Origin of the sequence: Aromatoleum sp. (genome assembly GCF_036675785.1) — a bacterium.
Taxonomy (GTDB): Bacteria; Pseudomonadota; Gammaproteobacteria; order Burkholderiales; family Rhodocyclaceae; genus Aromatoleum.
Genome location: NZ_JAKFEF010000080.1, coordinates 34,996 through 61,279, shown reverse-complemented (window position 1 = coordinate 61,279; position 26,284 = coordinate 34,996). Strand labels below are relative to the sequence as shown.

The following is a 26,284-nucleotide window of genomic DNA, read 5'->3' as shown; positions in this document are numbered from 1 at the left end:
TCCGCTCAATCCCACATCGCGCGCATCTTGGCCGCGAGGTCGAGCGCGATCCTGCGCGATTCCTCGGTCGGTCGCGGGGCAACGGTCGGAGGCGGCCACGACAGTTGTTCGAAGTGCGGCAGCAGCCGGTTCGGGATGAAGCGCGTGCGGTTCGCATAGACGTGGCGATCGCCGCCGCCGGGCTGCTGCGACACGTGGAAGCGCTGCGGCACGACGAGGTCGAGCCGGTCCTTCGCGCGCGTCATCGCGACATACAGCAGCCGGCGCTCCTCCTCGATCTCGGCCGACGAGCCGGTCGCGAGGTCGGACGGCAGGCAGCCGTCGACGACGTTCAACAGCGTCACCGACGACCATTCCTGGCCTTTCGCGGAATGGATCGTCGACAGGATCAGGTAGTCCTCATCGAGCAGCGGCACGCCGGCCTCGTCGCTCGTCGCGTTCGGCGGGTCGAGCGTGAGTTCGGTCAGGAAGCGTTCGAGGCTCGGGTAGGTCGCCGCGATGCGCGCGAGCTGCTCGACGTCGCCCGAGCGCACCGCGGCGTCGTCGTAGAGCCGCTCGATCTGGCCCTCGTACCAGCGGCAGGTCAGCTCGAAGCATGCCGGCCACGGCGAAGCGTTGGGCCCCGCGGCCTCGACGAGCGCGGCGAACGCGGCCCAGTCGGAGCGCACGGCGTCCGGCACCGGCTGCTCGGTGAGCAGCGCGCATCCCGGCGGCGCGGCGGCGACGTTGTCGAGCACGCGGCCGGCGGTCTTCGGGCCGACGCCGGCGAGCAGCTGCAGCGCGCGGAAACCCGACACACGGTCGCGCGGGTTCTGCGCCCAGCGTGCCACTGCGAGCACGTCCTTGACGTGTGCGGCTTCGAGGAATTTCAGCCCGCCGAACTTCACGAACGGGATGTTCCGCCGCGTCAGCTCGATCTCGAGCCGCGCGCTGTGATGCGCCGCGCGGAACAGCACCGCCTGCTGCTTGAGCTTCACGCCGTCCTCGCGCCGCGCGAGCACTTCGCCGACGACGTAGTCCGCTTGGCCGGCGTCGTCCTTGACGGCGACGAGGCGCGGCTTGCGGTCCGACGCGCGCTCGGTCCACAAGTCCTTCGTGAAGCGCTCGGCGGCGAGCGCGATGACGCCGTTCGCGGCCTCGAGGATCGTCCGCGTCGAGCGGTAGTTGCGGGCGAGCGTGATGCGGTGCGCGGGCGGGTCGAACTGCGCCGGGAAGTCGAGGATGTTCCGTACCGTCGCCCCGCGGAACGCGTAGATCGACTGCGCGTCGTCGCCGACGACGGTCAATCCCCGCCCGTCCGGCTTCATCGCGAGCAGGATCGCCGCCTGCAACCGGTTCGTGTCCTGGTATTCATCGACGAGCACGTGACGGAAACGCGCGCCGAGCTCGGCCGCGAGCGCCGGCTCGGCCATCATCTGCGCCCAGTACAGCAGCAGGTCGTCGTAATCGAGCACCTGCTGCGCCTGCTTCGCTTCGACGTAGCCGCGAAAGAGCCGCTTCAGGTCGTCCTGCCACTCGGTGCACCACGGAAACGTCGACTTCAGTACGTCGTCGAGCGGCGCCTGCGTGTTGACCTTCGCCGAATAGATCGCGAGGCAGGTCCCTTTCATCGGAAAGCGCTTCGACTTCGCCGACAGGCCGAGCTCGTGGCGCGCGAGGTTCATCAGGTCGCCGGAATCCTCGCGGTCGTGGATCGTGAACGTCGGGTCGAGCCCGATCGACGGCGCGAATTCGCGCAGCAGCCGCGCGCCGACCCCGTGGAACGTGCCGGACCATTCGAGCGCCGCGCCGGCGAGCGCTTTCTGCGGCTTCGCGAGCTGTGCGACGAGGCGCACAACGCGCCGGCCCATTTCATCGGCCGCGCGGCGCGAGAACGTCAGCAGCAGGATCGACGCCGGGTCGGCGCCGCTCGCGACGAGGTGAGCGACCCGATGCGCGAGCGTGTTCGTCTTGCCGGAGCCCGCGCCGGCGATCACGAGCAACGGCCCGGCGACGGCCTCATCTCCAGCGCCGAACAGCACCGCGTCGCGCTGCGCGTCGTTGAGGCGCTCGAGCCACGCCGCCGGGGGGCACGCGGAATCCGTCGCGCCGCTCGTGCGCGCTTCGGCGACGAGCGGCGCGCCGGGAGCGAAATCGTCGCTTTGCAGACTTTTGTCGGCCGCTTTGCCGGCGGCGGTCATCGCGCTTCCGCGCACGATGTTTCGACATCGGTGCGGCGCCCGTCCTCGGGCCCGCACGCGTGGGGAAGATCGCGGCGCTGCAGCCACGGCGGGATCTTCGGCGCGTCGAGGACCGCGAAGAACACGGGCTCGTCGCAGTCCGGACAGATGCGGTATTCGGCGAGGTCGCTGCACGCGCGCTCCATCGCAAGGGGGTTGACCGAGCTGTGGCAGTGCGGGCAGATGAAACGGGCAGTCATGGCGGAAATCTCCTTCACAACTGGAACTATATACAGTGGTTGCGAGGATTGAAACCGCGCCGTGCGCCCGATGAAATCGGCGCCGAAAGTCGGACCGGGTGCGGCCCGCCCCGCACCAATCCGGGTGTCATTGCTGCGGCGGAGGGCGGGTCGCCATGCACGGGAGTCGGCGATTTCATCGCCCCCCGCTGCGGCGCGGGCTATGTCCGCCCGATCTCGACTTCGACGCTGCCGATGCCGGCGAAACTCGCGCGCACGCGGTCGCCCGGCTTCGCCTCGTAGAGCCCGGTCCACGTGCCGGTCGTGATCAGGTCGCCGGCCCGAAGGCGGCCGGCGTATTCGCGCGCCGCATGGCCGGCGAGCCACGGCAGGACGAACAGCGGTTCGCCGAGCGGGTGGCCGCCGTGCCGCCGGAGCGTCTCGACGCCGTTGATCTCGAGCCGGACCTCGCAGGCCGCGAACGCGTCGCGCCACGGCCCGCTGACGCCGTTGCCGAGGATCAGCCAGCGGTTCATCTGCTGGTCGGCAAGGCGGAAGAGCGGCGGCAGGATGCGCCAGTCGTGCGCGCGCACGTCGCAGATCTCGATCGCGGCGAGGACTTCGGCGACCGCCGCGCGCGCATCCTCCGCGCTCGCGCCGGGCAACAGCGGGCGCGCGAGACGCACCGCGAGTTCGACTTCGACGCCGATCAGCGTGTGCGCGCTCGTCGCGGCGAGATGCGCGGGCGAATCGATCAGCGCGGGGTCCGGGATCGGCGCCGCCGTCGGCGTCGCGTCGCGGCTCGCCGCGCCCATCTTCCACGCGCGTGGCCGGCCCGACGCATACCAACCGAGCGCGTCGGCGACTTCGCGCTGCACGCGGTAGGCGGCCGCCTCGTCGGGCGGCGCGAGATGGGTCGCCGCCTCGGCATTCAGCGGCTGGCCGCTGCGCCAGGCATCGACGAGCGCGGTGGACAGGACGGACATCGATCTCATGCAGTTTCCTCGTGAGGTTTCCGGCCCGCCGAGGTCGGCGGCGCGCAGGCGGGAAGGTACCGCGGGCGGCAGTGCGGAGGAAAGTGCCGTCGCGCCGCCGGGGAATCCCGGGAGCGCTGCTTGCAAGGAAGTCTCCCACGTAGCGCGGGCGGCCCGCCGGCGCTGCGGTTGTATGGGCTTGCCGGGCCAATGTTTCGCGCCTTGCAGGACGTGTTCACGCAGCGCTTCAAAAAAACATGATCATTCCGACTACAACCCACCCGCACGTCATCGTCCCGGGCGATTCGACTGGTATCCGCGGCACGGCGCCGACCGCGGTCGGGCTTGCGGCCGACCTGGGCGCGCCGATCGTCGTGCCCCTGCAGCCGTCGATCGCCGACCCGGTTCCGGGAAAGACGCCGGATCCGTCCCCGTCCCCTCACCCGGGCCCTTATCCGATCCCGAACCCCGAGCCCTATCCGAGCCCACGTCCGGATCCGAACCCGAACCCCGACCCGCAACCCCACCCCGATCCGATGCCGGGGCCGACACCCGATCCGGCTCCGCCGACGCCGGTCCCGCAGCCCGGCCCGGACCCCTATCCACCGCCGCAGCCCGGTCCCGGCCCGGTGGTTGCTTCGCGGGCGGCTGTTTTCGCAAGCGATCCGTTCACCACGGAGGATTCCCGCCATGGCCAACGAGGGCTATCACGAACCCGTCGAAGAACTCACCGCGGAAACCCGCGACATGCACCGCGCGATCCAGTCGCTGATGGAAGAACTCGAGGCGGTCGACTGGTACAACCAGCGGGTCGCCGCGTGCCGGGACCCCGAACTCCGGGCGATTCTCAAACACAACCGCGACGAAGAAAAAGAGCATGCCGCGGTGGTGCTCGAATGGATCCGGCGCCGTGACGAGAAGTTTTCCGGCGAACTGAGGAGCCACCTCTTCGCCGACGGACCGATCGCGCACGACTGACGGCGCCGACGGCAAACGGGCGCGGACGGCGGGGCGTTGTCCGCGGCTATGACCGTTTCCGGTACCAGCACGCGAAGTCCCTCCCCGACAGCGGATGGCTGATGAAATAGCCTTGCGCCTGGTTGCAGCCGTGCTCTTCGAGGTACTTGAGCGCGTCGCCGGATTCGATGCCTTCGCCGACGATTTCGAGGCCGAGCGTTTTGCCCAGGGCGATGATCGCGGCGGTGATCGCGCGCGTAGACTCGTCCCGTTGAAGGCGCTGGATGAAGGAACGGTCGACCTTCAGCTTGTCGAGCGGAAGGCTGCTGAGATGGCTGAGGCTCGAATGGCCGGTGCCGAAATCGTCGAGTGCGATCCGTATCCCGTCCGTGCGGAGTTCCTTCAACGTTCGAATCGCATCTTCGACGTTGCCCATCACCGTGCTCTCGGTCACTTCGACGAGGAGACACGCCGGTTCGAGACCGGTCTCCCGCACGATCCCGCGGAGCTGTTGCGCGAAGCCCCGTTGTCGGAACTCCAGCGGGGAAACATTGACCGAAATGGCGACCGCGGGCAGCCCCTCGCCGCGCCACGCCTTGTGTTGCACGCACGCCTCGCGGGCAACCCATTCGCCTAGCTCACCGATCAGGCCCGCCGCTTCGGCAATCGGAATAAAGCGGTCCGGCCCGATGACGCGCCCGTTCTCGTCCGCCATCCGCAGCAGGGCCTCGACGCCGGAAAGGCCGCCGGTTTTCACGTCGACGATCGGCTGGTAATGCAGGAACAGCCCCTCGTGCTGCAGCGCGCGCTTCAGCCGCGCTTCGATCGCCGCCGATTCGTCGGCACGCCGGTTCAGCGCCGGCGTGTAGACGTGATAGCTGCCGCGGCTGTCGTATTTCACCTGGTACATCGCGAGGTCCGCGGCGCGCACCAGCTCATCCACATCGGTTCCGTGTTCCGGAAACCGGCTGATGCCGATACAGGCCGAAATCGCGAGGTCGAGCGAGTCGATCTCGAACGGGCGCGAAAGCGCGTCGCGGATGTGCTCGGCGACCGTCGTCGGCGAAAACGCCTCCCCCACCGGGTGGAGCACGACGATGAACTCGTCCCCGCCGAGGCGGCCGACGAGGTCTTCCTGGCGGACGCACCGCGTGAGCCGTTTCGCCACTTCCTGCAGCAGGCGGTCGCCGACCTCGTGCCCGTAGATATCGTTGACCGGCTTGAACCGGTCGAGGTCGATGAACAGGAACGCGCCGTGCGAGTGACTGCGTTGAGCGGCCGCGAGCAGGTGCTCCGCGTACTCGAAAACCAGCGCGCGGTTCGGCAGCCCGGTCAGCACGTCGTGCTGCGCGGCGGCGAGCACGCGCTGCTCGGCGAGCTTGCTCTCCGTGATGTCGCGGAAAAAAATCGCGAGCCCGTCGCGATGCGGGTACGCATGCATGTCGAACCAGAAACCGCGTCCATCCGGATAGGTGTGGTAATGCTCGAGCCGGACCGCGACGCGCTCGGCCATCGCGCGCCGCCAGACCTTGCCCAGTTCGGACGCGTCGAGCCGCGGCCACGCGTCCGCGAAGCGGCGGCCGACGATCTCCGGCGTCCGACGCTGTTCGAGCTGCAGCGCGCCCGCATTGGCCTGGATGATGCAGAAATCCGGGTCGAGCAGAATGAACGCCTCGTCCATGTTGCCGAGGATTTCGCGGCTGCGATCGCGCTCCGCGTTGAGGGCCGCTTCCGCGCGGGCGCGCTCGACAGCCGAGCGTGTCCGGTCAACGACATCTTCCGCGAGGACGATGTATTCCTGTTCCCATCGGCGGGGGGCGGCGCCGAACAGCGTCAATACGGTGATCAGCTCGCCCGCCTTCACGAACGGGATAGCCAGGAGTGACCCGACCTGCAGGTCCGTATACGTCGCCGCATGCGCGTGCGTGCGCGGGTCGGCGGCGACGTCTTCGATCACCGCAGGCTGCCCGGCGCGCAGCAGCGCAACGAGCTCCGGGCCGTAGTCGCCGATTCGCCCCGACTCGGGAATCGGCGGCGCGCTGCCGGCCTCCCACTTGGCCTTGACCGTGAAACGGTCGCGCAGCCCGTCGGTTTCGGCATAACTTACGCTCGCGACGTCGAGCCGTTTCCCCAGAAACTCGCAGGCGGTCGCGGTAATGTCCTGCGGTGCGCTCAAATCGCGAATGGCGTCCGCGAACTCCAGCGCGAATGCCTGCCGCTTTTCGGCGAGGACGCGCGACGTGGTTTCCACGGCAGGGATGAACATGCCGACGATGCCGCCCGATTCGTCCCGGATCGGGCTGTACGAGAACGTGAAATGGCAAAGTTCCGGGTAGCCGCTTCTTTCGAGGACGAGCGGGTTGTCCTCGCCGTGGATCGCCACTCCCCGCGTCATGACCTGTCCGGCCATCGGGCCGATGACGGACCAGATTTCGGGCCAGGTTTCGCGCGCGCGGCGTCCCAGCGCGGCTGGGTGCTTGGCCGTTCCGAGGATCGGGCGGTAGGCGTCGTTGTAGAACTGGATGTAATCCGGCCCCCACCAGATCGCTATCGGAAAGTGCGCATCGAGGCAGACGCCGAGAATCGACCGCAAGGTTTGTGGCCAGGACGACGGCGATCCGAGCGGATGCGCCGCCCAGTCGAAAGACCGCACGAGGCGGGCCATTTCGCCGGTGCTGCCGAAAAAATCGAAATCGCCGCGATCCGGACCCATCGGCGTACTCCGGGGTCTTGGGGGTGGGGGGCGGACATTGTGCAACAGAGCGACGCGAAATTGCCGCGGCGACGGCGCACACGAGCGCGCTGCCGCCGCGATCGGTGCTGCACCCTCCGCAGCGCTTACTCCTCTTGCAAGCCGCGGCTGCCGCGCCGCGAAGAACCCTCTTCGTCCGACGGGCCGATGTTCTGGTTCTGCCGCTGCGGGCTGCGCTGCCCGGGCTGCGTCTGCGGGCCCTGGCTTTGTTCCTGCTGCCGCTGCCGCCCGCTCTGCCCTTCATCGGGCTGCTGTTGATGCCCCCGCTGTTGCTGCGACTTTTGACCCCCGGGGCTCGTGCCCCGTTTGCCTGACTCTTTCATGATTGCCTCCTGTACGAACCGGGCGACGAACAGGGTCGCCGCCCGGAGGGGAAGCAATGGGCAGGCCCGCGCCCGCACCGGTCAATGCCGTGCTTCTCCTCCGTAATGCACCGTTCGGATCAAGACGATTCCGTTCGACCGGGGTTTTGGACGAACCCGAACGGCAGCATCCGGAAGACCGTTCTTATGTCACGCATATCCCTTGGCCGTCGCGGGGGGAATCGCCGGCGAGTCCTCGCCCGTGACGTGAGGCTGCGGGGCCGGTGCGGTGCGCGCGCTGCGGATCCCCGGGATATGGCGCTTGACGATCGCGAGGGCGACGAGCGTGAAGACCATCGAGAAGCCGAGCAGCGACAGGTATCCCGACGCGCCGCTCGACGTGATGACCGCAGCCCCGGCGAACGAACTCAGGATCGCGCCGAAGCGGCCGAACGACAGCGCGGCAGCCGTACCGGTCGCGCGAACCATCGTCGGATAGACGTATGCGCACAGCGCGTACATCGTCGCCTGCACCGCGATGACGAACATACCGTGGACGCCGAGGCCGACCATCAGCCAGGTCGAGTTCGCCCCGATATCGACTCCTTTCAGCAGGAACGCACTCGCCGCTGCGCCGAGGCTGCACAGGATGAGCGGCCAGCGCGAGCCGAAGCGGGTGATCGCGAGCGCGCAACCCAGCGAGCCGACGACGCCACCGAGGTTGTAGGCGGTCAGGCCGGAGCCGGCCAGCGCGGCGGGGAGGCCCTCAGTCGCGAGCATCGTCGGCAGCCAGCTGAACGCGCTGTACGTCGCGAGCATGACGAGGAAGAACCCGCCCCAGATCGCGAGCGTGTCGCGCGCGAATCCGCGCTCGAACAGCGCGCCGAAGCCGGCGCGCTGTTCAGCCGCGTGCTCGGCGGCATCGACGAACATCGTCTGCGGCGGCAACGGGCGCGCCATCCCCGCGAGCAGCTTGCGCAACTCCGCCCAGCGTTGGGTCTTGCGCGCGAGATAGCGGGGCGATTCCGGCAACGTCGCGAGCAGCACGAGGCTGTACGCGACCGGCAGCGCACCGCCGATCCAGAACAGACCGCGCCAGCCGAGCACCGGCAGGACCGCGCTCGCGAACAGTCCCGCAAGCATGCCGCCGAGCGGGTAGCAGACGATCGTCGCGGTCACCATCAGAGTGCGACGTCGTGCCGGCGTGAATTCCGCCGTCATCGTGGTGGCACTCGGGAGCGCCCCGCCGATGCCGAGCCCGGCAATGAAGCGCAGCGCGGCAATCGCAGTCACATCCGGTGCGAAGCCGATCGCGATCGTCGCCGCGCCAAACAGCGCCACGCTCGCGACGAGCACGAGCCGCCGTCCAATCCGGTCGGCGACGATGCCGGCGCTCATGCTCCCGACCGCCATGCCGACGAGGCCCGCCGCCACCGCGGGCGCAAACGCGGCTTTCGTAATGCCCCACTCCGCGATCAGCATCGGAATCGCGAAGCCGATCAACTGCCCGTCGAAGCCGTCCAGGACGATCGCGAAGGCGGCGAGCATCACGACGATTTTCTGCATCGAGCTGAACGGTCCGTGGTCGAGTGTGCTCCCGATGTCGACGGGCGCCGGGTTGGTTGAGGCGTGGTGCTGCATGGAATTTGTCTCCGTTCGATTCCTGAGCGCGCCGGACCTGTTGCAGGACCGGCCGTGTGCCGCCGCCCTTCGAAGGGCGGGATAAGTGCGGGCAACAATAACAGCTAGTTTGCTGGAGCTCAAGCAATGCGATGGCTAGCAATTTCGACCACGACGTAACAGAAATATTGAGCGAACGCTACGATTCTGTATCATGAAAAACCACGACTTTCGCCCGACCGAGGGGGCCAGGACGCAACGAAGGCGTGGTGCGTGCGTGCGGGCAAGACGCGGCACGACGTTGCGGTCGCGATAACTTGCTGCAGGCGACGCCGCTGCGCGCTCTTTCCGAAACCGCCGTCGATGTGCCCACTGACACCCATCGAGCGCCGCCGAGAACGGGCCTTCGCGGCGGCTCGGCCAGCCGCAGCCCCCCGGAGCGTCAGGTCGCCATCGACGACGACCAAAGCGGCTCGCCGCCCGCTTCCAGGTAGGTCAAATACACGCGCACGTCGAATTCGATCTGGTGGTAGTGGCGTTCCAGGTGGCAGCACAACTGGTAGAACGCCTTGCCGTGATCCGACTCTTTCAAATGGGCCAGTTCGTGCACCACGATCATGCGCAGGAAGTCCTCGGGCATGTCCTTGAAGACTGCCGCGACGTGAATCTCGCGCTTGGCCTTGAGCTTGCCGCCCTGCACGCGGGAAATCCGCGTGTGGGTGCCCAACGCGTTGCGGATTTCCTGGAGTTTTCCGTCGAACGCCACGCGGCTCAGCGGCGTCGCGTTGCGAAGATGGTCGTTTTTGAGCGCCTGGACGTAGTCGTACAGCGCCTTGTCCGACCGCACCGCATGCGCCCGCGGGTACTTCCCGCGCAGGATGTCGCCGATCCGTCCCGCGGCGATCAGGCTGTGCACCCGTTCGGTCAGCTCCGCGGGATAGCCGGCCAGGAAACCGGAGCTCGCGGCCGGGCTCATGAGAACGGAACGGAGCCGGACCGGAGCGTGAACACGATATGACTCAGTCGCGACGGCTCGTGACTTCGACGAGGTGATAGCCGAACTGCGTCTTGACCGGGCCTTGCACGACATTGACCGGCGCGCTGAAGACCACGGTGTCGAATTCCTTAACCATCTGGCCCGGACCGAAGGATCCGAGGTCGCCGCCATTGCGGCCGGACGGGCAGGTCGAGTGCTCTTTGGCCACTTGAGCGAAGTCGGCCCCCGCTTCGATGGCGGCTTTCAGTTCATTGCACTGCGCTTCGGTACTGACGAGAATGTGGCGGGCAGTCGCTTTGGGCATGGAGTGGCTCCTTTTGTCGAAGCGCGCAGCCTATCGCAATCGGTGCGCGGGGCAAACCCAGGCCGCTCTTCGTCACTTGCGGTCCTCCTTCGCCGATCGCCGTGTTTCGTCGTCCCGGCGAAAAATCAGTTGCCCTAAACCCATTTACCGCTTGCCCGGCCGGTCGTGGGAGCCTAGCATGTGTATGGATCAAGGAAAGGATACACATCGTGCGTACCAATATCGTGATTGACGACGGACTCATGAACGAAGCGCTCCGGGCGACCGGCTTAAAGACCAAACGTGAAGCAGTGGAGCTCGGTCTTCGGACCTTGCTTCGCCTCAAGCAGCAGGAAGAGATCCGCCGGTTTCGCGGCAAGCTCGATTGGCAGGGTGACCTCGACAAAATGAGGGCCGACGAGTGATCTTGGTCGATTCCGGCGTTTGGATCGACTATTTCAGGGGGACCGAAACGCCGCAGACCGAAAAGCTGGACTCGTTGCTAGGAGTAGAGATCGTAGCGGTCGGTGACCTGATTTTGACCGAAGTGCTGCAGGGCTTTCCGAATGAGCGCGACTTCAACCAGGCCAAAAAACTCATGACCTTATTGGTCGTGATTGATCTGGGCGGACAAGAGATAAGTATTCAGGCCGCCAGGAATTTCCGCTTGCTGCGGGCGCGTGGTGTGACGGTGCGCAAAACAATTGATACCGTGATTGCCACCCGATGCATAGAAAGCGGGCTCTCTCTCCTGTATGGCGACAGGGATTTTGATCCCTTCGTGGAGCACCTTGGCCTTCGGTCCGCGCTCAGCGAACCCGACGTTTGAATTACGGGCAGGTGGCCATATAACGAACAGCCTTGACGGACTTGTCGGGGGGGGCGAGGCGGCGCCCGACGCACCAGCAAGCGGTCGTCATCAGTCGACTGCATCCACCATGGGGCGACGACGATATTGTCAGCCCCAGCTTATAGGACGGCCCCTGCGGCGGCCCCCGCCTCCCGTCTTTCCGCGATAAAGCACGAGCTAGATATATGCATGATGAATGCAGCATGGCGACGGGCTAAGCCCGATGTATATTCATCGGCGCCGACAATCAGCCGCCCGCACTCGTCCCGGCGCTGACGCGCTTTCTAAGAGCGTTCAACCGCATGAGCGGTCGCGCTGTCGTCGCGGGCAATAGGGTAGGGGATCGGGTGCGCGGAATTTGACGGATGACTCGTAACCCCAACTAGATAAAGTCGCCACATTGGCCCGCGCCGTGTGCAGCTTTTTGTAGCTATCGATTAGGCGCTGGTGCCTATCGAGCCCTTCCAGTTTCATGCTCGTTGGCGTTAAGCCGAAGAAGCGCACGCTGCCGTCCACTGACCCCATCACTGCGTCCATCCTCGCGTCGCCAAACATCCGGCGGAAATTTACCGCGTAATCGTCCAGTTCCAGGTCGTCGTCAAGCAGCACCTCCAGCACCACATTCAAGGCCTGATAAAACAAACCGCGTTCGACCGTGTTTTCGTTATATTGAAGGAAGATTCCCACCAGTTCGTGCGCCGCTTCAAATTGCTGCAAGGCGAGGTGGATCAGTAGCTTCAACTCTAGAATCGTTAACTGACCCCAGGCCGTATTTTCGTCAAACTCGATCCCGATCAATGTGATTATGTTCGTGTAATCATCGAGCTCACTGTCGTTCAAACGTTCAAGCAGTGCTTTCAGGCTGGCATCATCCAGACGATGCAATTCCAGAATATCGGCGCGGAACGACAGCGCTTTGTTGGTGTTATCCCAGATCAAATCCTCCGCCGAATAAACTTCCGAATAACCCGGCACCAAGATGCGGCAGGCCGTCGCGCCGAGTTGGTCATACACCGCCATATACACTTCTTTGCCCATGTCTTCGAGAATGCCGAACAAGGCAGCGGCTTCGTCGGCATTGGAGTTTTCACCCTGGCCAGAAAAATCCCACTCGACAAAATCGAAATCAGCTTTGGCGCTGAAAAAGCGCCACGACACCACGCCGCTGGAATCAATAAAGTGTTCAACAAAGTTATTCGGCTCAGTCACGGCGTTACTTTCAAAGGTGGGCCGAGGTAAGTCGTTCAGGCCTTCAAAACTGCGACCCTGCAGCAACTCCGTAAGACTGCGCTCCAGCGCCACCTCTAAGCTTGGGTGTGCCCCGAACGATGCAAAGACGCCGCCAGTACGCGGGTTCATCAAGGTGACGCACATCACTGGAAACTCCCCGCCCAGCGACGCATCCTTCACCAGCACCGGAAAGCCCTGCTTTTCCAGCTCCTCAATACCGGCCAGAATCCCAGGATACTTCGCCAGCACTTTGTGCGGCACATCAGGCAGTGCGATTTCGCCTTCTATAATTTCGCGTTTTACGGCCCGTTCAAAGATTTCCGACAGGCATTGCACCTGCGCTTCAGCCAACGTATTACCGGCACTCATGCCATTGCTGAGAAACAGGTTGTCGATCAGGTTGGAGGGGAAATACACCACCTGGCCGTCCGACTGGCGCACATACGGCAGCGAACAAATGCCGCGCTGCACATTGCCGGAGTTGGTGTCGTACAGATGCGAGCCACGCAATTCGCCATCGCGGTTGTAAATCTGCCGACAGTACTCGTCGAGAATTTCAGCCGGTAGCGCATCTTTAGGGCCGGGTTTAAACCAGCGCTCATGCGGGTAATGCACAAAGGCCGCGCTGGCAATGTCCTCCCCCCAAAACTGGTCGTTGTAAAAATGATTGCAACTCAGCCGCTCGATAAATTCGCCCAAGGCCGATGCCAACGCGCTTTCCTTGGTCGCTCCCTTGCCATTGGTAAAACACATCGGCGAGTGCGCATCGCGGATATGCAGTGACCACACATTGGGAACGAGATTGCGCCACGAAGCGATTTCAATCTTGATGCCCAAGCCCGCCAGAACCTCCGACATATTGGCGATGGTCTGCTCCAGCGGCAGATCCTTTCCCGCAATATAGGTGCTTGTTTCCGAATGCGGATTCAGCGTCAGCAAGGCCTGCGCATCGGCGTCTAGATTTTCCACCTCCTCAATCACAAACTCGGGCCCGGTTTGCACCACCTTTTTCACCGTGCAACGCTCGACGGAGCGCAATATTCCCTGACGGTCTGTGGCCGAGATATCCTCTGGCAACTCGACCTGGATCTTGAAAATCTGCTTGTAGCGGTTCTCCGGATCCACAATATTGTTCTGCGACAGGCGGATGTTATCGGTAGGAATATTGCGAGTTTCGCAGTACAACTTCACAAAGTAAGCCGCGCACAAAGCCGACGAAGCCAGAAAATAATCGAACGGACCAGGCGCCGAGCCATCGCCCTTATAGCGAACAGGCTGATCGGCTACCACCGTGAAGTCATCGAACTTAGCTTCAAGACGAAGCTTGTCGAGAAAGGTGACCTTAATTTCCATGGGGGAATCCTGAAATAGCGTCCAAAGCGAATTGGCCGCCATTATCGCCGTTTTCCAGTTAAAGGACCGTGCTTCTCAGCAGTTCGAGGATTCGGGCGGTGGTCTCATCGCATCGGCAATCCGCGCGCTCCGCGGCTCGCCGCCCGCATACGTCGGCATTGAGCGCAGCGAAGCTCGACGCGGGGCGTGGGCACTGCAGCGTACGTCGGACATCGCTCAGCACACGCCGATCTGCGTTAGGAGGAGGCCAACTCCGGCTGAGGAAGACCGAAGTTCAACAGGCGTCAGGACGAGGCCTTCGTCTGTCACTCTTCCGCGTTGAACGCTTCGTGATAGCTCACGTCGCCGTCAGGCCAGCGGCCGCGGAAGGACAGCGCCTGAAAGTACTCGGAAGACACGCCCGGCAGCACGAGGCCGGCGTGGACGACAAAGCCGAAACGGCTGTAATAGCCTGGGTCCCCGAGCACAACGCACCCGGCGGCGCCGAGTCGTCGTAGCTCCGCCAGCGCGGCCTCGATCAACCGGCTCCCGATTCCCCGGTCCTGGCATTCCGGCAGGACCGATATCGGGCCGAGCCCATACCAGTCGGTTTCGCGCGACGAAATCGTCACTGCCGAAACCGCGACATGCCCGACGATGCGTTCTCCCTCCTGCGCGACAAGCGAGACCGCCAACTGCCCGGCGCGTCGCAGCGCGCCGACGATGAAGCGTTCGGTATGGCCCGTATGCGGAGCGTTGCGGAACGCGGCGACGGTCACCCGTTCGATCGCAGTGCAGTCGGCTGGGGTTTCAGGGCGGATAACGAGGGCCATGGGGGACAGACAACCTTATCAGTCGCCGGGGAGCGAATGGAATTCCGCTTTATCTTTCGACCAAGAGACGACGCTTCACTCGAACGAGGTAGATCGGCCGTCATCGACTCGAATGCGCTCAACTATCCGCCGCGAAGGTTTCCACCTTGGTCGTGCATCCGCTGTCGACGTACTTGCCCCGAATTGCCGCGTATTCTTCAGCTGTCACGTTTCTGGTAACGAACGTGCCGATCGCCTCGTCGAACTCCGACACGAGGAAATCCGGCGCAAGACCGGCGCCCTTGATTGCCTTGCGATTGATGAGCGACAGGCCCGCTGTTCGGATTTGCCGGCCACGCGGGGGGAAGACGGCCTCCGACGGCGGCGCCTGTTCTTTGTCGGTCGGTATCCTATATTCGAGGGGTGCGTCCCTGGCGTGTGGCGCGCGGCTTTTCGCTGTATGCGTTTCGATCCGTACGGAGCTGACGATGCGACCGATCATCCCGCCGGTACCCGGCCCCGAACCCGACCCGGCGCCCGAACACGACCCGGTTCCGGACCCGAGCAAGGATCCGGAACCGGAGGAAGAGGACGATCTGCCGGAGGGGAAGAGCGTCGTGCGGGCGGTGAGTCGGCGCGCTGACGCTCAGAACGGCGTCACGAGCCTGAACCAGGCCTTGTCGCCGCGGAAGCGGTTTTCGGCTTCGGTTTCGTGCTGCCACTGCGCGATCAGCATCGTGCCGCCTTTTGTCGTATAGCTGACACTCGGGCCGATTGCGAACGCTTCGCCCTTGCGGCCGTCCGACCAGGGCCCGAGCGCCGACGAGATCTCTTCGCCGTCGAGTTCGTCGTCGGACGTCTGTTTGACATAGTAGCCCGACAGGCCGATGCCCCACGGGCCGAAGCGCTTGCCGGCGAGGTAGTCGATGTGCAGCTCGTCGCCGGACTCGTAGTCCATCTTCGGCGCGCCCGGCGCGGGGCGGAAGTCCTTGTTCTTCTCCTTGATGTTGTACATGACCTTCGCCGACAGTTCCCAGCCGGCCTCGTTGAGCCAGGTCGCGGCGAACACCGGTTCGACGCTCCAGTAGCCCGCGCCGATGCTCTTCGTCGGCTCGCCGGACTCGTACTTGCCGGTCGGCGCGTAGAAGTCGAGCGCGGCGATCCAGTGGAAGTTGCCGGCGTGCCACCCGATGACGAGCGGCGAGAACACGATGTCGCCGAGGCCGCTGACGGTGTCGCGGTCGGGGCCGAGTTCGAGCTTCTGATGCACGAGCGGGACGATCGCGTGCATCGCCCAGTTGCCGCCGAGAAGCTTCTTGTCGGTGACCTTGACCCAGCGCAGCGCGTCGAACCACGCTTCGACCGATGCGCCCGGCACCTTGTCGCCGCGGCCGTCGCGCAGATCCCCTTCGTAATAGCCCAAATAGTTGAGGAAATAGTCTCCCGGCGGCGGCAGCGCGCCGGCGAACCAGTTCTCGCTGCCGTGCGGGTACTGGTCCGCGCCTTCCTTCGCGCTCGCTGCGCCGACCGTCAGCCCTGCGACGGCCAGCGCGATGCCGATTTGCTTGAGTGTCATGTTTCCTCCTTGATTGTTTTGGTGTGCTGCGGTGCCGTAGTTGGTGCGGATCGGGGCGAAGCGCCCCTGGCCTCGGCCGGGCCATTTCGGATATCGGTCTGCAGGAACGCGCGTTCGGTGCCGTCGAGCACGACGCAGGTGAGCACGCCGCTGTCGTATGCTCCTGTGTCGATGCCGATGCGATTGTGACGGATCTCGGGCGCGGCCGAAATGCTGTGGCCATGGACGACGATCGCGCCGTGGTCCGCCGCCGATTCGAGGAAGCGCCCGCGGATCCACATCAGGTTGCTGTCGCACTGGGCGCCGACCGGCACGTCCGGCAGCACGCCGGCATGAGCGAAGAGGTAATCGCCGTCGCGGTGGCTCGTCGCGAGCCCGCGCAGGAACGCGCGGTGCGCGGCCGGGACGGTGGCGAGCAGGCGATGGCGCGCGTCGGCGAGCGTCGCGTCGTCGCGCGCGGCCGGGTCTTCGAGGAACACGTCGTAATGCGCGAGCGCCGCGACGCCGCCGTGATCGAGCCACTGCGCGCCGTTCGCGAGGTCGCCGTCGAGAAAGCGCAGCAGCAGGTCCTCGTGGTTGCCTTTCAGCGCGACGATCTCGAAGCCCGGCGGCTGCCAGTCGATGAGTTGCTCGACGACGCGGCGCGAGTCCGGGCCGCGGCTGACGTAGTCGCCGAGATAGATCACCTTGCGCCGCGCGGCGCGCCGCAGCCGGGCGTCGAACAGGATGCCTTCATGGATCGCGTCGAGTAGCGCCCAGCAGCCGTGCACGTCGCCGATTGCATAGACGACGGTGCCGGGCGAGGTCGCCCCGGCGGGCGCGCGCTCGCCCGGCGGGGGTGCGAAGGCCGACCATTTCAATGTCATCGGCGACGGGTCGCCTGCGTAGCCGGCCGGTCAGGCCGCACGGTTCACGTGGAAGCGCTTCGCCTTCATGTCGAAGCGCGGCAGGATGTTGCGGCCGACGTTCGTCACGCGCGGGCGGAACGCGAGCATCGCGTCGAGCCGCTCGGCGATGGCCTGCAGGACGCGCGGGTCGGAGCCTTCGCGCAGTTCGACTTCGATGTCCATCTCGTCCATCTGCCTGACCTTGTTCACCGTGATGCGGAATTCGTCGACTTCGGCGAACTTGCGCAGGATGTTCTCGACGCCTGCCGGGAAGACGTTCACGCCGCGCACCGTGACCATGTCGTCGGCACGGCCGAGGATGCCGCCGGTAAAGCGCAGGAAGCTGCGCCCGCAGCCGCAGGGCGAGAGGTCCGTCTCGACGAGGTCGCCGGTGCGGTAGCGCACCAGCGGAAAGCCCCAGCGGCCGAGGTTCGTGATCACGAGCTCGCCACGCTGCCCGGGCGCGACCGCTTCGAGGGTTTCCGGATTGATGACTTCGACGATGAACTCGCTCTCGATGACGTGCGTGCCGCCCGGCTGGACTTCGCATTCGAACGAGTGCGCGCCGATCTCGGACGCGCCGGCATGGTCGAAGCATTTCGCGCCCCACGCGCCCTCGATGCGGCGCTTCGTCGCCGGGATGTTCGCGCCCGGCTCGCCGGCATGGACCGTCGATTTCATCGGGATCGCGGCGAGGTCGAAACCGGTCTCGCGCGCGACCTCCGCGAGCCGCAGCGCGTAGGTCGGCGTGCAGCACAGCACCGTCGCGCCGGTGTCGCGCATCAGTTCGAGTCGCTGCGCCGAATCGCGGCCGCCGCCCGGGATCATCACCGCGCCGAGCTTGCGCGCGCCTTCGAGCGCGGCCCAGAAGCCGATGAAGGGGCCGAACGCGAACGCGAGAAACACGCGGTCGGACGCATTCACGCCCGACCCGGCGAGCACGTGCGCCCAGCAGCGGCCCCACCAGTCCCACGAGTCGGCGGTGTCGAGCACCTTCAGCGGCACGCCGGTCGTCCCCGACGTCTGGTGCAGCCGCACGTACTGCTCGATCGGGTAGGTGAGGTTCGTGCCGAAGGGGCCGTTCGCCGCCTGGTCTTCCATCAGCTCGCTCTTCTTCGTCAGCGGCAGCTTCGCGAGGTCGGCGAGCGAGCGGATGTCGTCGGGCTCGATGCCGGCGGCGCGCCACTTGTTCGTGTAGAAGCGGTTCCTGCCCCACAGCTCGCCCGCCATCGCCTGCAGCTTCGACAACTGCAGCGCGGCGAGCGCTTCGCGCGGGAGGGTTTCGGTCGCTTGATCGAAATACGTCATCGCGGGTTTCCTTTCAACGAGACAACACGGGCCCCTGCGCGCAGCAAAGCGGTTCGCGCATTCGGGAAAACGTTCGGGTGGCAGGCCGCGCGGGGCGCGGCGGGCGCTAGTCGGGCGGGTCGGGGGCGGGCAGGCGCATCGTCATCCCCGCATCGTCTTGCGCGCGCCCTGTCCCCACTGCCACGGCGCGGTGACGGTGCGGATCACGTCGAAGAACCAGTGATCGATCGGGGCGCCGCCTTCGGGCGGGCGCTGCAGCGGGACCTGGCCGGGCGCGACGAGGCACAGATCGCCCGCGTCGTCGCCGGCGCGCGCTTCGCCGCCGATCGAATGCGCGCGGTATGCGAGGATCAGCGCGCGCACGCCGGCCTGCGAGTACGCGCCGACCAGCCCCTCGACCGCGATGTCTAGCCCGGTCTCCTCGCGAGCCTCGCGCACGACCGCGTCCTCGAGCGACTCGCCGAGCTCGACGTAGCCGCCCGGCGGCGCCCAGTAACCGGCGAGGGGGTCGCAATTGCGCCGGATCAGCACGAGCCGGTCCGCGTGCTCGATGATTGCGAGCACGACCGGTGCGGGCTTGTGGAACGCGACGTAGTCGCACGCGGGACAGCTTTCGCGCTCGCGTCCGTGCACCGGCGCGAGGACGAGGGCCGTGCGGCATTGCGGACAGAACTGGGGGGCCATCATCGTGCTCCTTGAAGTGGACGGGCAGCAGGGGCGCCGGTGCGTGGGGGCGTCACGAGGTCGACACGCACCTCAACGAGGTCGCCGTCGCGCAGCCCGAGCGTGTCGCGGATCGGCACCGGGGCGACGATCTCGAACTTGTCGTACGGGTAGTCGAGCATTTCCGGAAAGACGACCGCGCCGGTGAGATGGCCGGCGACATGTACGGCGAAGCATTTCGCCGCGCAGAAGCCGTCCCGCGGCGCGATCGCGATGCCGGCGGCGGCACGCAGCCTCGCCACGGCCCGATCCCACACGGCACCGCCCATGCGCAGGTTGAAGGTGCCCGGATGCGGAACGAAGCCGAGCTTGCGGCGGAATTCGTCGACGACCCACCCGATCTGCGTGAAACGCGTGCCTTCGCCGAGGCCGGGGGCGACGACCCCTTCGAGGTCGAGCGTCTTGCCGGTCGCGCGCATCGTCGTCGTCTTATCGTGGGGCGCGCGGAGTCGCATGAAGCGGCCACGGCGCGCGGCGGTCGCGAACATCATGACGTCCTCCCGAGTAGGGCGGAAAAGCGCAGCGCCTTCCGCCGGATGCCGCCGGTCCAGGGAGCCCGCGCGGCGGCTCGATTGCCAGACTCGGCCTTCGGCTCGTCCGCCCTACGGTCGGTCCTCATGCCGACTGCTCCCCGCGTGACTTCGCGAAGTCGCGCTCTTCGTTGCCGGTCCAGCGGCCGAACAGGTCGACGTCGAGGTCGAACTGGTCGAGCGCCTTCGTGACCGACTGGTTGATGATGTCGTCGAGCGTCTTCGGGCGGTGGTAGAACGCCGGCAGCGGCGGCACGAGCACCGCGCCGGTCTCGGTGACCTGCGTCATCAGCCGCAGGTGGCCGAGGTGAAGCGGCGTCTCGCGCAGCATCAGCACGAGCTTGCGGCGCTCCTTCAGCGTGACGTCGGCGGCGCGGATCAGGAGGTTCGTGTTGAACGAGTTCGCGACCGCGGACAGCGTCTTGATCGAGCACGGCGCGATGATCATGCCGGCGTGGCGGAACGAGCCGCTCGCGATCGACGCGCCGACGTCGTTGATGTCGTGCACGCAGGACGCGAGGCACTTCACGTCGTTGATCGAGTAATCCGTCTCGTAGACGATCGTGCGCTTCGCGGAATCCGACATCACGAGGTCGGTCTCGACGCCGATGCGCTTGAGCACTTCGAGGATGCGGATGCCGTAGATCGCACCGCTTGCTCCGGAAATGCCGACGACAATTCTCATGGTGCTGTCTCCATCAATTGCGCAGCGTTGCGAGAAGGGCCTGCGCCTTTGCGAGCGCGGCGGCGGGCAGGGCGATGCGCTCGAATTCGGGGCCGGTGCCGCGCGTCGCGACGAAGCCGACCTTGGAGCCGGCGCTGCTGCCGGCGGAGGACGGATCGATGACGTAGCCTTCGGCGCCGCCGAGGAGCACGGTGTCGCGTTCGGGCAGGTAGCGTGTCGCCATCGCCCAGGCGACTTCGCGCGGGTCGCGGAGATCGACGTCGTCATCGACGACGGTCACGGTCTTGAGGCGCTTGTCGAGGTTCAGCGCGAGCATGATCAGGCGCCGCACTTCGTGGCGCGGGCAGCCCTTCACGGCGATCGCGGCCGAGAAGCCGGCGGTGCCCGGGGTGAGGTCGAGGTCGACGACGCCCGCGACCATGGTCTGCAACTGGCCGAGCAGCTCGGTGCCGGCGGCGAGCGACAGCAGCGTGTCGACGTCGCCGGACCACGGGCACAGGCCGGGATAGATGAAGTTGTCGCGGTGCGTGACCGCGGTGATCTCGATGACCGGGCTGACGTTCGAGAAGTAGTAGCCGGTGTTCTCGCCGAACGGCCCTTCGGACTCGCGCACGCCGGGCAGGATGCGGCCTTCGATGACGATCTCGGCGCGGGCGGGGACTTCGACATCCACGGTGAGCGCGCGCACGAGTTCGACCGGCTCGCCGCGCAAGCCGCCGGCGACGGCCATCTTGTCCGGCGCGAGCGGTCCGCTGCGCACGACCGACGCGAGCAGCGTCGCCGGCTCCAGCCCGAGCGCGATCGCGACGTCGAGCGGCCGGCCGAGGCTTTCGGCGTTCGCGTGGAACTGCGACAGCGGCGGGTTCGCGAGCAGCACGCCGAGGCGGCGGCCGCCCTTGACCATGATGCGGTGGATGCCCATGCCGCGGCGGCCGGTCGCGGGGTCGGTGCACAGCACGACGCCGGTGGTGATGAACGGCGCGGCGTCCTTCTCGTGGTGCGTCAGGATCGGCAGCAGCGGCAGCAGCGCGTCGGGCGATTCGTGCACGACTTCCTGCACCGGCGCGCTCTTCGCGGCGACGGGAGGGATCGCGCGCTGCTTGTTCTCGAGCCAGGTTTGCGCGAGATGCTCTTCGGTCGTGCCGAACGCGCGCGCGACGCGGCGGCGCGCGCCGAAGAAGTTGCCCGCGACGCGCGCCCCGGGGTAGCCGCGCACGTTCTCGAAGACCGCCGCGGGCGCTTCCGCGGACAGGCTGCGCAGCACCGCCGCAATCTCGAACTTCGGGTCGAATTCCTCGCGCACGTGCAGCAGGTCGTCGCCGAGATCGGCCAGGAAGCTGCGCAGGTCGGGGTAGGCCATCGTTTCGCTGCTCCGTTCGATGATGGGATCGGGCCGGGCAGGCCGCACTGCCTGCCCGGGTTTCGCTGCTTACAGATATCGCGCCGGCATCCGCTCGACGCGCTCGATCACGCGGATCGAGAACTTCCGGTCGCTCAGCTGGCCGCGCCCGAGCCGCACCTGCAGGCTATCGGCGAACTGGTCGAGCTTCGCCGACACCTCCACCTTCGCGCGCTGGTAGGTGTACTTGTGCCGCCCGTCGTTGAGCGTGCGGATCGTCAGCTCCAGCTCCTTGCCCTCGGCGAGTTCCCCGAGATCCATCACGAACACTTCCCACTTGTTTGCCATGTCCGCTCCTCCTTATTTCTTCGCGCCGCGAAAGCCGTAGTCGGCCCAGTTGTTGAGGACCTTGTCCTGGATGTCCTTCGGATAGACGTTCTTGAAGCTGACGAGCGACGGCACGTCGTTGGTCTTGTCCCAGTCGACCGGCCACAGGCAGTCGAACAGCACTTGCGAGCCGATCGAGTACTTGCGGTCGTGCGGCGTCGCGTGCGGGTAGAGCGCGGTGCCCGTCGTGTTCTTGAACACGTGGATGCCGCGCTCCGGATTGCAGCGCGTGCAGAACGCGTGATAGACCTCGTCCCAGTTGAAGATGTCGGTCTGGTCGTCGACCACCATCACCATGTGGAACCACGGCCCGAGCTTCGAGCCGAACGCGAGCTGCGCGATCTGCATCGCGATGCCGGCGTAGGTCGGCTTCACGCCGACGATCATCATGTGATGCGTCGAACGCGGGTGCATATACACGCCGGTCACCGGGATGCCCTGACTCTTCAAGAGCTTTTCCAGCTCCAGCCCGAGCGAGAACGAGCGCAAGAGCTGCCCCTCGTCCTGCGGCACACCCATGTTCGAGATCGTCATCGTCGCGTTGTTGCGATACGTGATCGCATCGACGCGGAAGGTCACGCGGAAGTCGCGCGGGCTCGTGCGATAGCCGGTGTATTCGCCGAACGGGCCTTCCTCGACCTTGTAGTCGGGCAGGATCATCCCCTCGATGATGATCTCGGCGTCGGCCGGCACTTCGAGGTCGTTCGTCTCGCACTTGACGAGGCGCACCGGCTCGCCCGACAGCATGCCGGTCAGTTCCGGCTCGGGGATCGGGCTCGGCGCGCACGCGGCCATCGCGGCGAGCGGCGACAGGCCGATCGCGGTCGCGAACGGGCAGCCTTCGCCGCGCGGCAGGTAGTAGTCGGTCAGCGTCTTGCCGAGGTCCGAGAACGGGAACACCGCGCCGCTCATCGTGCGGCCGTCCCACATCATCTGCCGGTACATGCCCCAGTTCACGTCGCCGCGCACCGGGTGCTTCGTGATCACCGCGTGCCACGTGCCGACGTAGCGGCCGCCGTCGCCGTCATGCACGAGCGGCACCGGCAGCTTGCACAGATCGACGTCGTCGCCGAGCAGGATGTTCTCCTTGCACGGCGCGTCGCGGCGGTCGATGACGACCGGCGCGATCGGCTCGCTGTTGGTGCGCTTCAGGTACTCGGCGCCGATCTGCGGCAAGGTCGACGCCGGGTCCATGCCGAGCGAGATCGCCATGCGGCGGTACGTCGACAGCGGCGCGCCGAAGTAGCTGAAGCCGGGATAGTCCTTGATGCTCTCCATGAACGGCGCGGCTTCGCCGAGCTCGCAGCAGCGGCGCACGATCGCGCCGGCCTCGTTGTCCCAGTCCACTTCCTGCTTGATGCGGACCGCGTCGCCGGACTGCACGCACGCGTCGATGAATTCGCGGTTGCTCTTCGGTGCCGAAATCTTTGCCACGTCTGTCTCCTCGCTTCTTAAAGGACTGCTTCGGGAAGGAATTCCGGCTCAGTGGATCTTCGCGAGCACCGCGCCCCACTTGCCCTGGGCTTTGAGGATCAGCTCCGCGACTTCGCGCACCGCGCCGTGGCCGCCGCGCGCCGTCGTCACGTAGGCCGCCGCTTCCTTGACGTCGGCCACCGCGTCGCCGACCGCGACCGGCAGCCCGACGCGCTTCATCATCGACAGATCGACCAGGTCGTCGCCGACGTAGCAGACTTCGGCGTCGGAGATGTTCATCTCCTCGAGCATCTGCGCGTACGGCTCGGTCTTCTTCTTGATGCCCTCGTAGAAGCGCTTGATCTTCAGCTCCTCGGCGCGATGGCGCACCGCGCCGGACTTCTTCGACGTGATGATCGCGACGTCGATGCCGCACAGCTGCAGCACGATGACGCCCATGCCGTCCTTGATGTCGAAGTTGCGCGACTCGACGCCGTCGTCGTCGATGACGATGCGCCCGTCGGTCATGACGCCGTCGACGTCGAGGATCACCAGCTTGATGTTCTTGGCCTGTTCCATGTCTCCGTCCCTTTCGTTCGGTGGATTGCGTGCGCGGTCCGATGACGTTCAGTCGATGCCGTACTCGTGCCAGCGCGCCCTGATCTTCGCGAGCATCTCGTCGTCCATGCGCGCCTCGACCGGCTTCTGCTTCCATTCGTACGGAATGCACGCGTCCATCAGGATGCGCGACGTCGTGAGCTTGTCGCCGTTCGGATCGAGCGCCGGGTCGAGCGGCGTCGAGCGGCCGCGCTTGATGAGTTCGGTGCCGCGCATCGGGTCGTAGCGGCACGACAGCGCCCAGAACACGCGCTGCAGATCGTCGGCGGCGATGTCCTCGTCGACGGTGATGACGCCCTTGATGCCGTAGCTGCCGGTGTTGCTGCCGATCACCGCGTCGGCGACCTGGCGCGAGTGGCCCGGGTAGGACTGCTTCACCGACACGACGGCCCAGAAGCGGCCCGCGGATTCGGGCAGCACGCACACCGACTGGATGCCCGGCAGGCGCATCTGCTCGAGCTCGGTCCACAGCGTCGCCGTGCGCGTGAAGGCGAGCAGCATATGCACGTCGGTCACCGGGCGGCCCTGGCCGGTCGCCCACAGGATCGGCGAGTCGCGGTGCAGGATCTGCTGCACTTCGAGCACCGGCTTCGGAATCGGCTTGTGCAGTTCGTCGGTGTAATAGCCGGTGTATTCGGCGAACGGGCCTTCGGGCAGGAAGGCGTTCGGGTCGATCTCGCCTTCGAGCACGATCTCGGCGCCGGCCGGCACCGGGAGTCCCGTCAGCGGCGCCATCAGGAACTCGGCCTGTTGCCCGCGCACCGTGCCGGTGATGTCGTAGTCGCTCGCGCCCTTGTGCATCAAGGTGCCGGCCATGAAGATCAGCGGGTCGCAGCCGATGATCGCGGCCGCAGGCATCTTCCGGCCGAGCTTCGCGTACTTCTTCATGATCCGCTCGCCGCGCTTGCCCGGCAGGATCTGCACGCCGCAGCGCTTGTCGTCGAGCATCTGCATGCGGTAGGTGCCGAGGTTCACTTCGCCGGTCTCGGGATCCTTCAGCACCACCGACACCATCGTGCCGATGTAGCGCCCGCCGTCGAGCGGGAAGAACTTCGGCACCGGGAACATGTTGAGATCGACGCGGTTTCCGGTGAGCACGTTTTCGAGCACCGGCCCGTCCTTCACTTCCTTCGCCTTGATCAGGCCTTCGGACGTGATCGTCTTCTTCATCCATTGCTGCGCCGACTGGCACAGCGTCAGGTCGTGCGGCAGGCCGAGCATGATCGCGAGCCGCTTCGTCGTCGCGAACGCGCCGGTGAAGACGGGCGACGTATAGCCCTTGACGCTCTCGAACAGCAGCGCCGGACCTTTCTTTTCCTCGGTCAGCTTGGAGACGTGCGAGATCTCCAGATTCCAGTCGACTTCGGTCGTCACGCGCTTGAGTTCGTTCGCTTCGGCGCACTGGTTGATGAAATATCTCAGGTCCATTCGAAACTCTCCTTGGCGGAAGTTGGTGGTTCTGAAGCGAAGTTTGATTGACCCGGTAGCCGGATGCGGGTCGGGCGGAGTCCGTCGGCGCTCGGGGCGTACCGTGGGCGTTTCAGTCGGCTCAATGCATCGCCTGCACCGACTCGATGACTTCGTAGCCGGCGGCGGCGAGCGCGCGGATGACCTCGGCCGTGTCCGCGTGGTGGAAGCGGACGATCACTTTGCGGGCGTGATCGCCGCTTGCGACGCCCTTCGGGCCGAGGCTGATCGGGTAGATCGCATGCACTTCGGCGCCGGTGCCTTCGACGACGTCGGCGATGCGGCCGATCGTCCCCGGGCCGATGCGCGTCGGCGCGAGCGTGACGCCGCTCCTGCGCTCCCACGCGCCGAGGAAATGCGCCGCGAGCGAGAACATCTCGATCGCCGAGATCATCCCGACGACATGGCCGTTGTCGAGCACCGGCAGTTGCCCGACGCCATGCTCCTGCCCGACCTGCAGGCAGCGCTCCATCGTGTCGTCGGCGTCGATCGTCGCCGGGTTGCGCACCATCACGTCCCGGACCTTGACGCAGTTCGAGAAGTACGCGAACTCGTCGGGGTGCTGCGCGCGCAGCACCGAATGCGCGGCGCGCAGGCAGCCGGCGCGGGTGATCAGGCCGCGCAGCCGCCCGTCATCGACGACGGGCAGCGCGTGGAGGTTGGTTTCGGAAAGAATCCGCTTCGCTTCCGACAGCAGCGTGTCGCTCGCGAGCACCGTCGGATTCGTCTGCATCCAGTTGCGTACGATCATTTCATCGTTCTCCTTGGCCTTCCGCCGCATGCGAGTACCAGCTGCGACACGTGGCGGATAACGCCTGCGGCTCATCCGCCCTGCGCCGTAACG

The 26,284-nt window shown here is 66.0% G+C and carries 25 protein-coding genes and 1 pseudogene; 3 read left to right on the top strand and 23 right to left on the bottom strand.

Annotated elements, in window-relative coordinates; all coding sequences use genetic code 11:
• Positions 1–5 precede the first annotated feature (5 nt).
• From V6M37_RS17570 to V6M37_RS17560, 3 genes are all read right to left on the bottom strand, one after another.
• Entirely contained in the window at positions 6–2,180 is a 2,175-nt protein-coding gene (locus V6M37_RS17570) for an ATP-dependent helicase (RefSeq protein WP_332675515.1), read from the bottom strand.
• Positions 2,177–2,419, bottom strand: a complete 243-nt coding sequence (locus V6M37_RS17565; protein ID WP_332675513.1) for a hypothetical protein — start codon at positions 2,417–2,419, stop codon at positions 2,177–2,179. Before V6M37_RS17565 ends, V6M37_RS17570 begins: the two co-directional genes overlap by 4 nt.
• 200 nt (positions 2,420–2,619) lie before the next feature.
• Positions 2,620–3,393 carry a 2-keto-4-pentenoate hydratase gene (locus tag V6M37_RS17560; protein WP_332675512.1) on the bottom strand — a complete coding sequence of 258 codons (774 nt, stop codon included), beginning with the start codon at positions 3,391–3,393 and terminating at the stop codon, positions 2,620–2,622.
• 669 nt (positions 3,394–4,062) lie between these two features.
• On the opposite strand from V6M37_RS17560, the gene V6M37_RS17555 reads away from it, so the two are divergent.
• Positions 4,063–4,350 carry an encapsulin-associated ferritin-like protein gene (locus V6M37_RS17555; RefSeq protein WP_332675510.1) on the top strand — a complete coding sequence of 96 codons (288 nt, stop codon included), beginning with the start codon at positions 4,063–4,065 and terminating at the stop codon, positions 4,348–4,350.
• A gap of 46 nt (positions 4,351–4,396) precedes the next feature.
• On the opposite strand, the gene V6M37_RS17550 is transcribed toward V6M37_RS17555, so the two are convergent.
• The 5 genes and pseudogenes from V6M37_RS17550 to V6M37_RS17530 all read right to left on the bottom strand — a co-directional run.
• Complete coding sequence (locus V6M37_RS17550) at positions 4,397–7,042, bottom strand: putative bifunctional diguanylate cyclase/phosphodiesterase (RefSeq protein ID WP_332675508.1); 2,646 nt, start codon at positions 7,040–7,042, stop codon at positions 4,397–4,399.
• Between the two features lie 125 nt (positions 7,043–7,167).
• Positions 7,168–7,404 carry a hypothetical protein gene (locus tag V6M37_RS17545; protein WP_332675506.1) on the bottom strand — a complete coding sequence of 79 codons (237 nt, stop codon included), beginning with the start codon at positions 7,402–7,404 and terminating at the stop codon, positions 7,168–7,170.
• Positions 7,405–7,593: 189 nt separating this feature from the next.
• Positions 7,594–9,024, bottom strand: coding sequence for an MFS transporter (locus tag V6M37_RS17540; protein WP_332675504.1), 1,431 nt, complete (start codon positions 9,022–9,024; stop codon positions 7,594–7,596).
• A 421-nt stretch (positions 9,025–9,445) separates the two neighbouring features.
• Positions 9,446–9,979, bottom strand: a complete 534-nt coding sequence (locus V6M37_RS17535; RefSeq protein WP_332675502.1) for a M48 metallopeptidase family protein — start codon at positions 9,977–9,979, stop codon at positions 9,446–9,448.
• A gap of 43 nt (positions 9,980–10,022) precedes the next feature.
• Positions 10,023–10,307, bottom strand: a pseudogene (locus V6M37_RS17530) (peptidylprolyl isomerase); the annotation flags it as partial.
• Between the two features lie 206 nt (positions 10,308–10,513).
• Between V6M37_RS17530 and V6M37_RS17525 the strand changes: the two are divergent.
• Positions 10,514–10,708: a type II toxin-antitoxin system VapB family antitoxin gene (locus V6M37_RS17525; protein WP_332675501.1), complete on the top strand. Its 195-nt coding sequence runs from the start codon at positions 10,514–10,516 to the stop codon at positions 10,706–10,708.
• On the top strand, positions 10,705–11,112 hold the full coding sequence (gene vapC / locus V6M37_RS17520; RefSeq protein ID WP_332675499.1) for a type II toxin-antitoxin system VapC family toxin: 408 nt from the start codon (positions 10,705–10,707) through the stop codon (positions 11,110–11,112). The genes V6M37_RS17525 and vapC overlap by 4 nt, the downstream gene beginning before the upstream one ends.
• Before the next feature lie 315 nt (positions 11,113–11,427).
• Here vapC and V6M37_RS17515 read toward each other — a convergent pair whose 3' ends face one another.
• The 15 genes from V6M37_RS17515 to V6M37_RS17445 form a co-directional block, all read right to left on the bottom strand.
• Positions 11,428–13,716 carry an OsmC domain/YcaO domain-containing protein gene (locus V6M37_RS17515; protein WP_332675497.1) on the bottom strand — a complete coding sequence of 763 codons (2,289 nt, stop codon included), beginning with the start codon at positions 13,714–13,716 and terminating at the stop codon, positions 11,428–11,430.
• Positions 13,717–14,021: 305 nt separating this feature from the next.
• Positions 14,022–14,528, bottom strand: a complete 507-nt coding sequence (locus V6M37_RS17510; RefSeq protein WP_332675495.1) for a GNAT family N-acetyltransferase — start codon at positions 14,526–14,528, stop codon at positions 14,022–14,024.
• Positions 14,529–14,646: 118 nt separating this feature from the next.
• A complete protein-coding gene (locus V6M37_RS17505) occupies positions 14,647–15,009 on the bottom strand; it encodes a hypothetical protein (RefSeq protein WP_332675493.1) in 363 nt (120 codons plus the stop codon).
• A gap of 144 nt (positions 15,010–15,153) precedes the next feature.
• Positions 15,154–16,083: a SphA family protein gene (locus tag V6M37_RS17500; RefSeq protein WP_332675491.1), complete on the bottom strand. Its 930-nt coding sequence runs from the start codon at positions 16,081–16,083 to the stop codon at positions 15,154–15,156.
• Entirely contained in the window at positions 16,080–16,949 is an 870-nt protein-coding gene (locus V6M37_RS17495) for a metallophosphoesterase (RefSeq protein WP_332675490.1), read from the bottom strand. Before V6M37_RS17495 ends, V6M37_RS17500 begins: the two co-directional genes overlap by 4 nt.
• A 30-nt stretch (positions 16,950–16,979) precedes the next feature.
• Positions 16,980–18,278 (bottom strand): phenylacetate--CoA ligase family protein, encoded by a 1,299-nt coding sequence (locus V6M37_RS17490; RefSeq protein WP_332675489.1) that lies wholly within the window; start codon positions 18,276–18,278, stop codon positions 16,980–16,982.
• A 141-nt stretch (positions 18,279–18,419) separates the two neighbouring features.
• On the bottom strand, positions 18,420–18,965 hold the full coding sequence (locus tag V6M37_RS17485; RefSeq protein WP_332675488.1) for an NUDIX hydrolase: 546 nt from the start codon (positions 18,963–18,965) through the stop codon (positions 18,420–18,422).
• Positions 18,962–19,492, bottom strand: coding sequence for a DUF120 domain-containing protein (locus V6M37_RS17480; protein ID WP_332675487.1), 531 nt, complete (start codon positions 19,490–19,492; stop codon positions 18,962–18,964). Before V6M37_RS17480 ends, V6M37_RS17485 begins: the two co-directional genes overlap by 4 nt.
• A 124-nt stretch (positions 19,493–19,616) precedes the next feature.
• Positions 19,617–20,216 carry a UbiX family flavin prenyltransferase gene (locus tag V6M37_RS17475; RefSeq protein WP_332675485.1) on the bottom strand — a complete coding sequence of 200 codons (600 nt, stop codon included), beginning with the start codon at positions 20,214–20,216 and terminating at the stop codon, positions 19,617–19,619.
• Positions 20,217–20,229: 13 nt separating this feature from the next.
• Positions 20,230–21,576, bottom strand: coding sequence for a UbiD family decarboxylase (locus V6M37_RS17470; RefSeq protein WP_332675483.1), 1,347 nt, complete (start codon positions 21,574–21,576; stop codon positions 20,230–20,232).
• 69 nt (positions 21,577–21,645) lie between these two features.
• Positions 21,646–21,903 carry a phenylphosphate carboxylase subunit gamma gene (gene ppcG, locus V6M37_RS17465; RefSeq protein WP_332675481.1) on the bottom strand — a complete coding sequence of 86 codons (258 nt, stop codon included), beginning with the start codon at positions 21,901–21,903 and terminating at the stop codon, positions 21,646–21,648.
• A gap of 12 nt (positions 21,904–21,915) precedes the next feature.
• Positions 21,916–23,376: a phenylphosphate carboxylase subunit alpha gene (gene ppcA, locus V6M37_RS17460; protein WP_332675479.1), complete on the bottom strand. Its 1,461-nt coding sequence runs from the start codon at positions 23,374–23,376 to the stop codon at positions 21,916–21,918.
• A 48-nt stretch (positions 23,377–23,424) separates the two neighbouring features.
• Positions 23,425–23,934 (bottom strand): phenylphosphate carboxylase subunit delta, encoded by a 510-nt coding sequence (gene ppcD, locus V6M37_RS17455; protein WP_332675477.1) that lies wholly within the window; start codon positions 23,932–23,934, stop codon positions 23,425–23,427.
• A 48-nt stretch (positions 23,935–23,982) separates the two neighbouring features.
• Entirely contained in the window at positions 23,983–25,401 is a 1,419-nt protein-coding gene (ppcB, locus tag V6M37_RS17450; protein ID WP_332675476.1) for a phenylphosphate carboxylase subunit beta, read from the bottom strand.
• Positions 25,402–25,522: 121 nt separating this feature from the next.
• Positions 25,523–26,191 carry a CBS domain-containing protein gene (locus V6M37_RS17445; protein WP_332675475.1) on the bottom strand — a complete coding sequence of 223 codons (669 nt, stop codon included), beginning with the start codon at positions 26,189–26,191 and terminating at the stop codon, positions 25,523–25,525.
• Between the last annotated feature and the right edge of the window lie 93 nt (positions 26,192–26,284).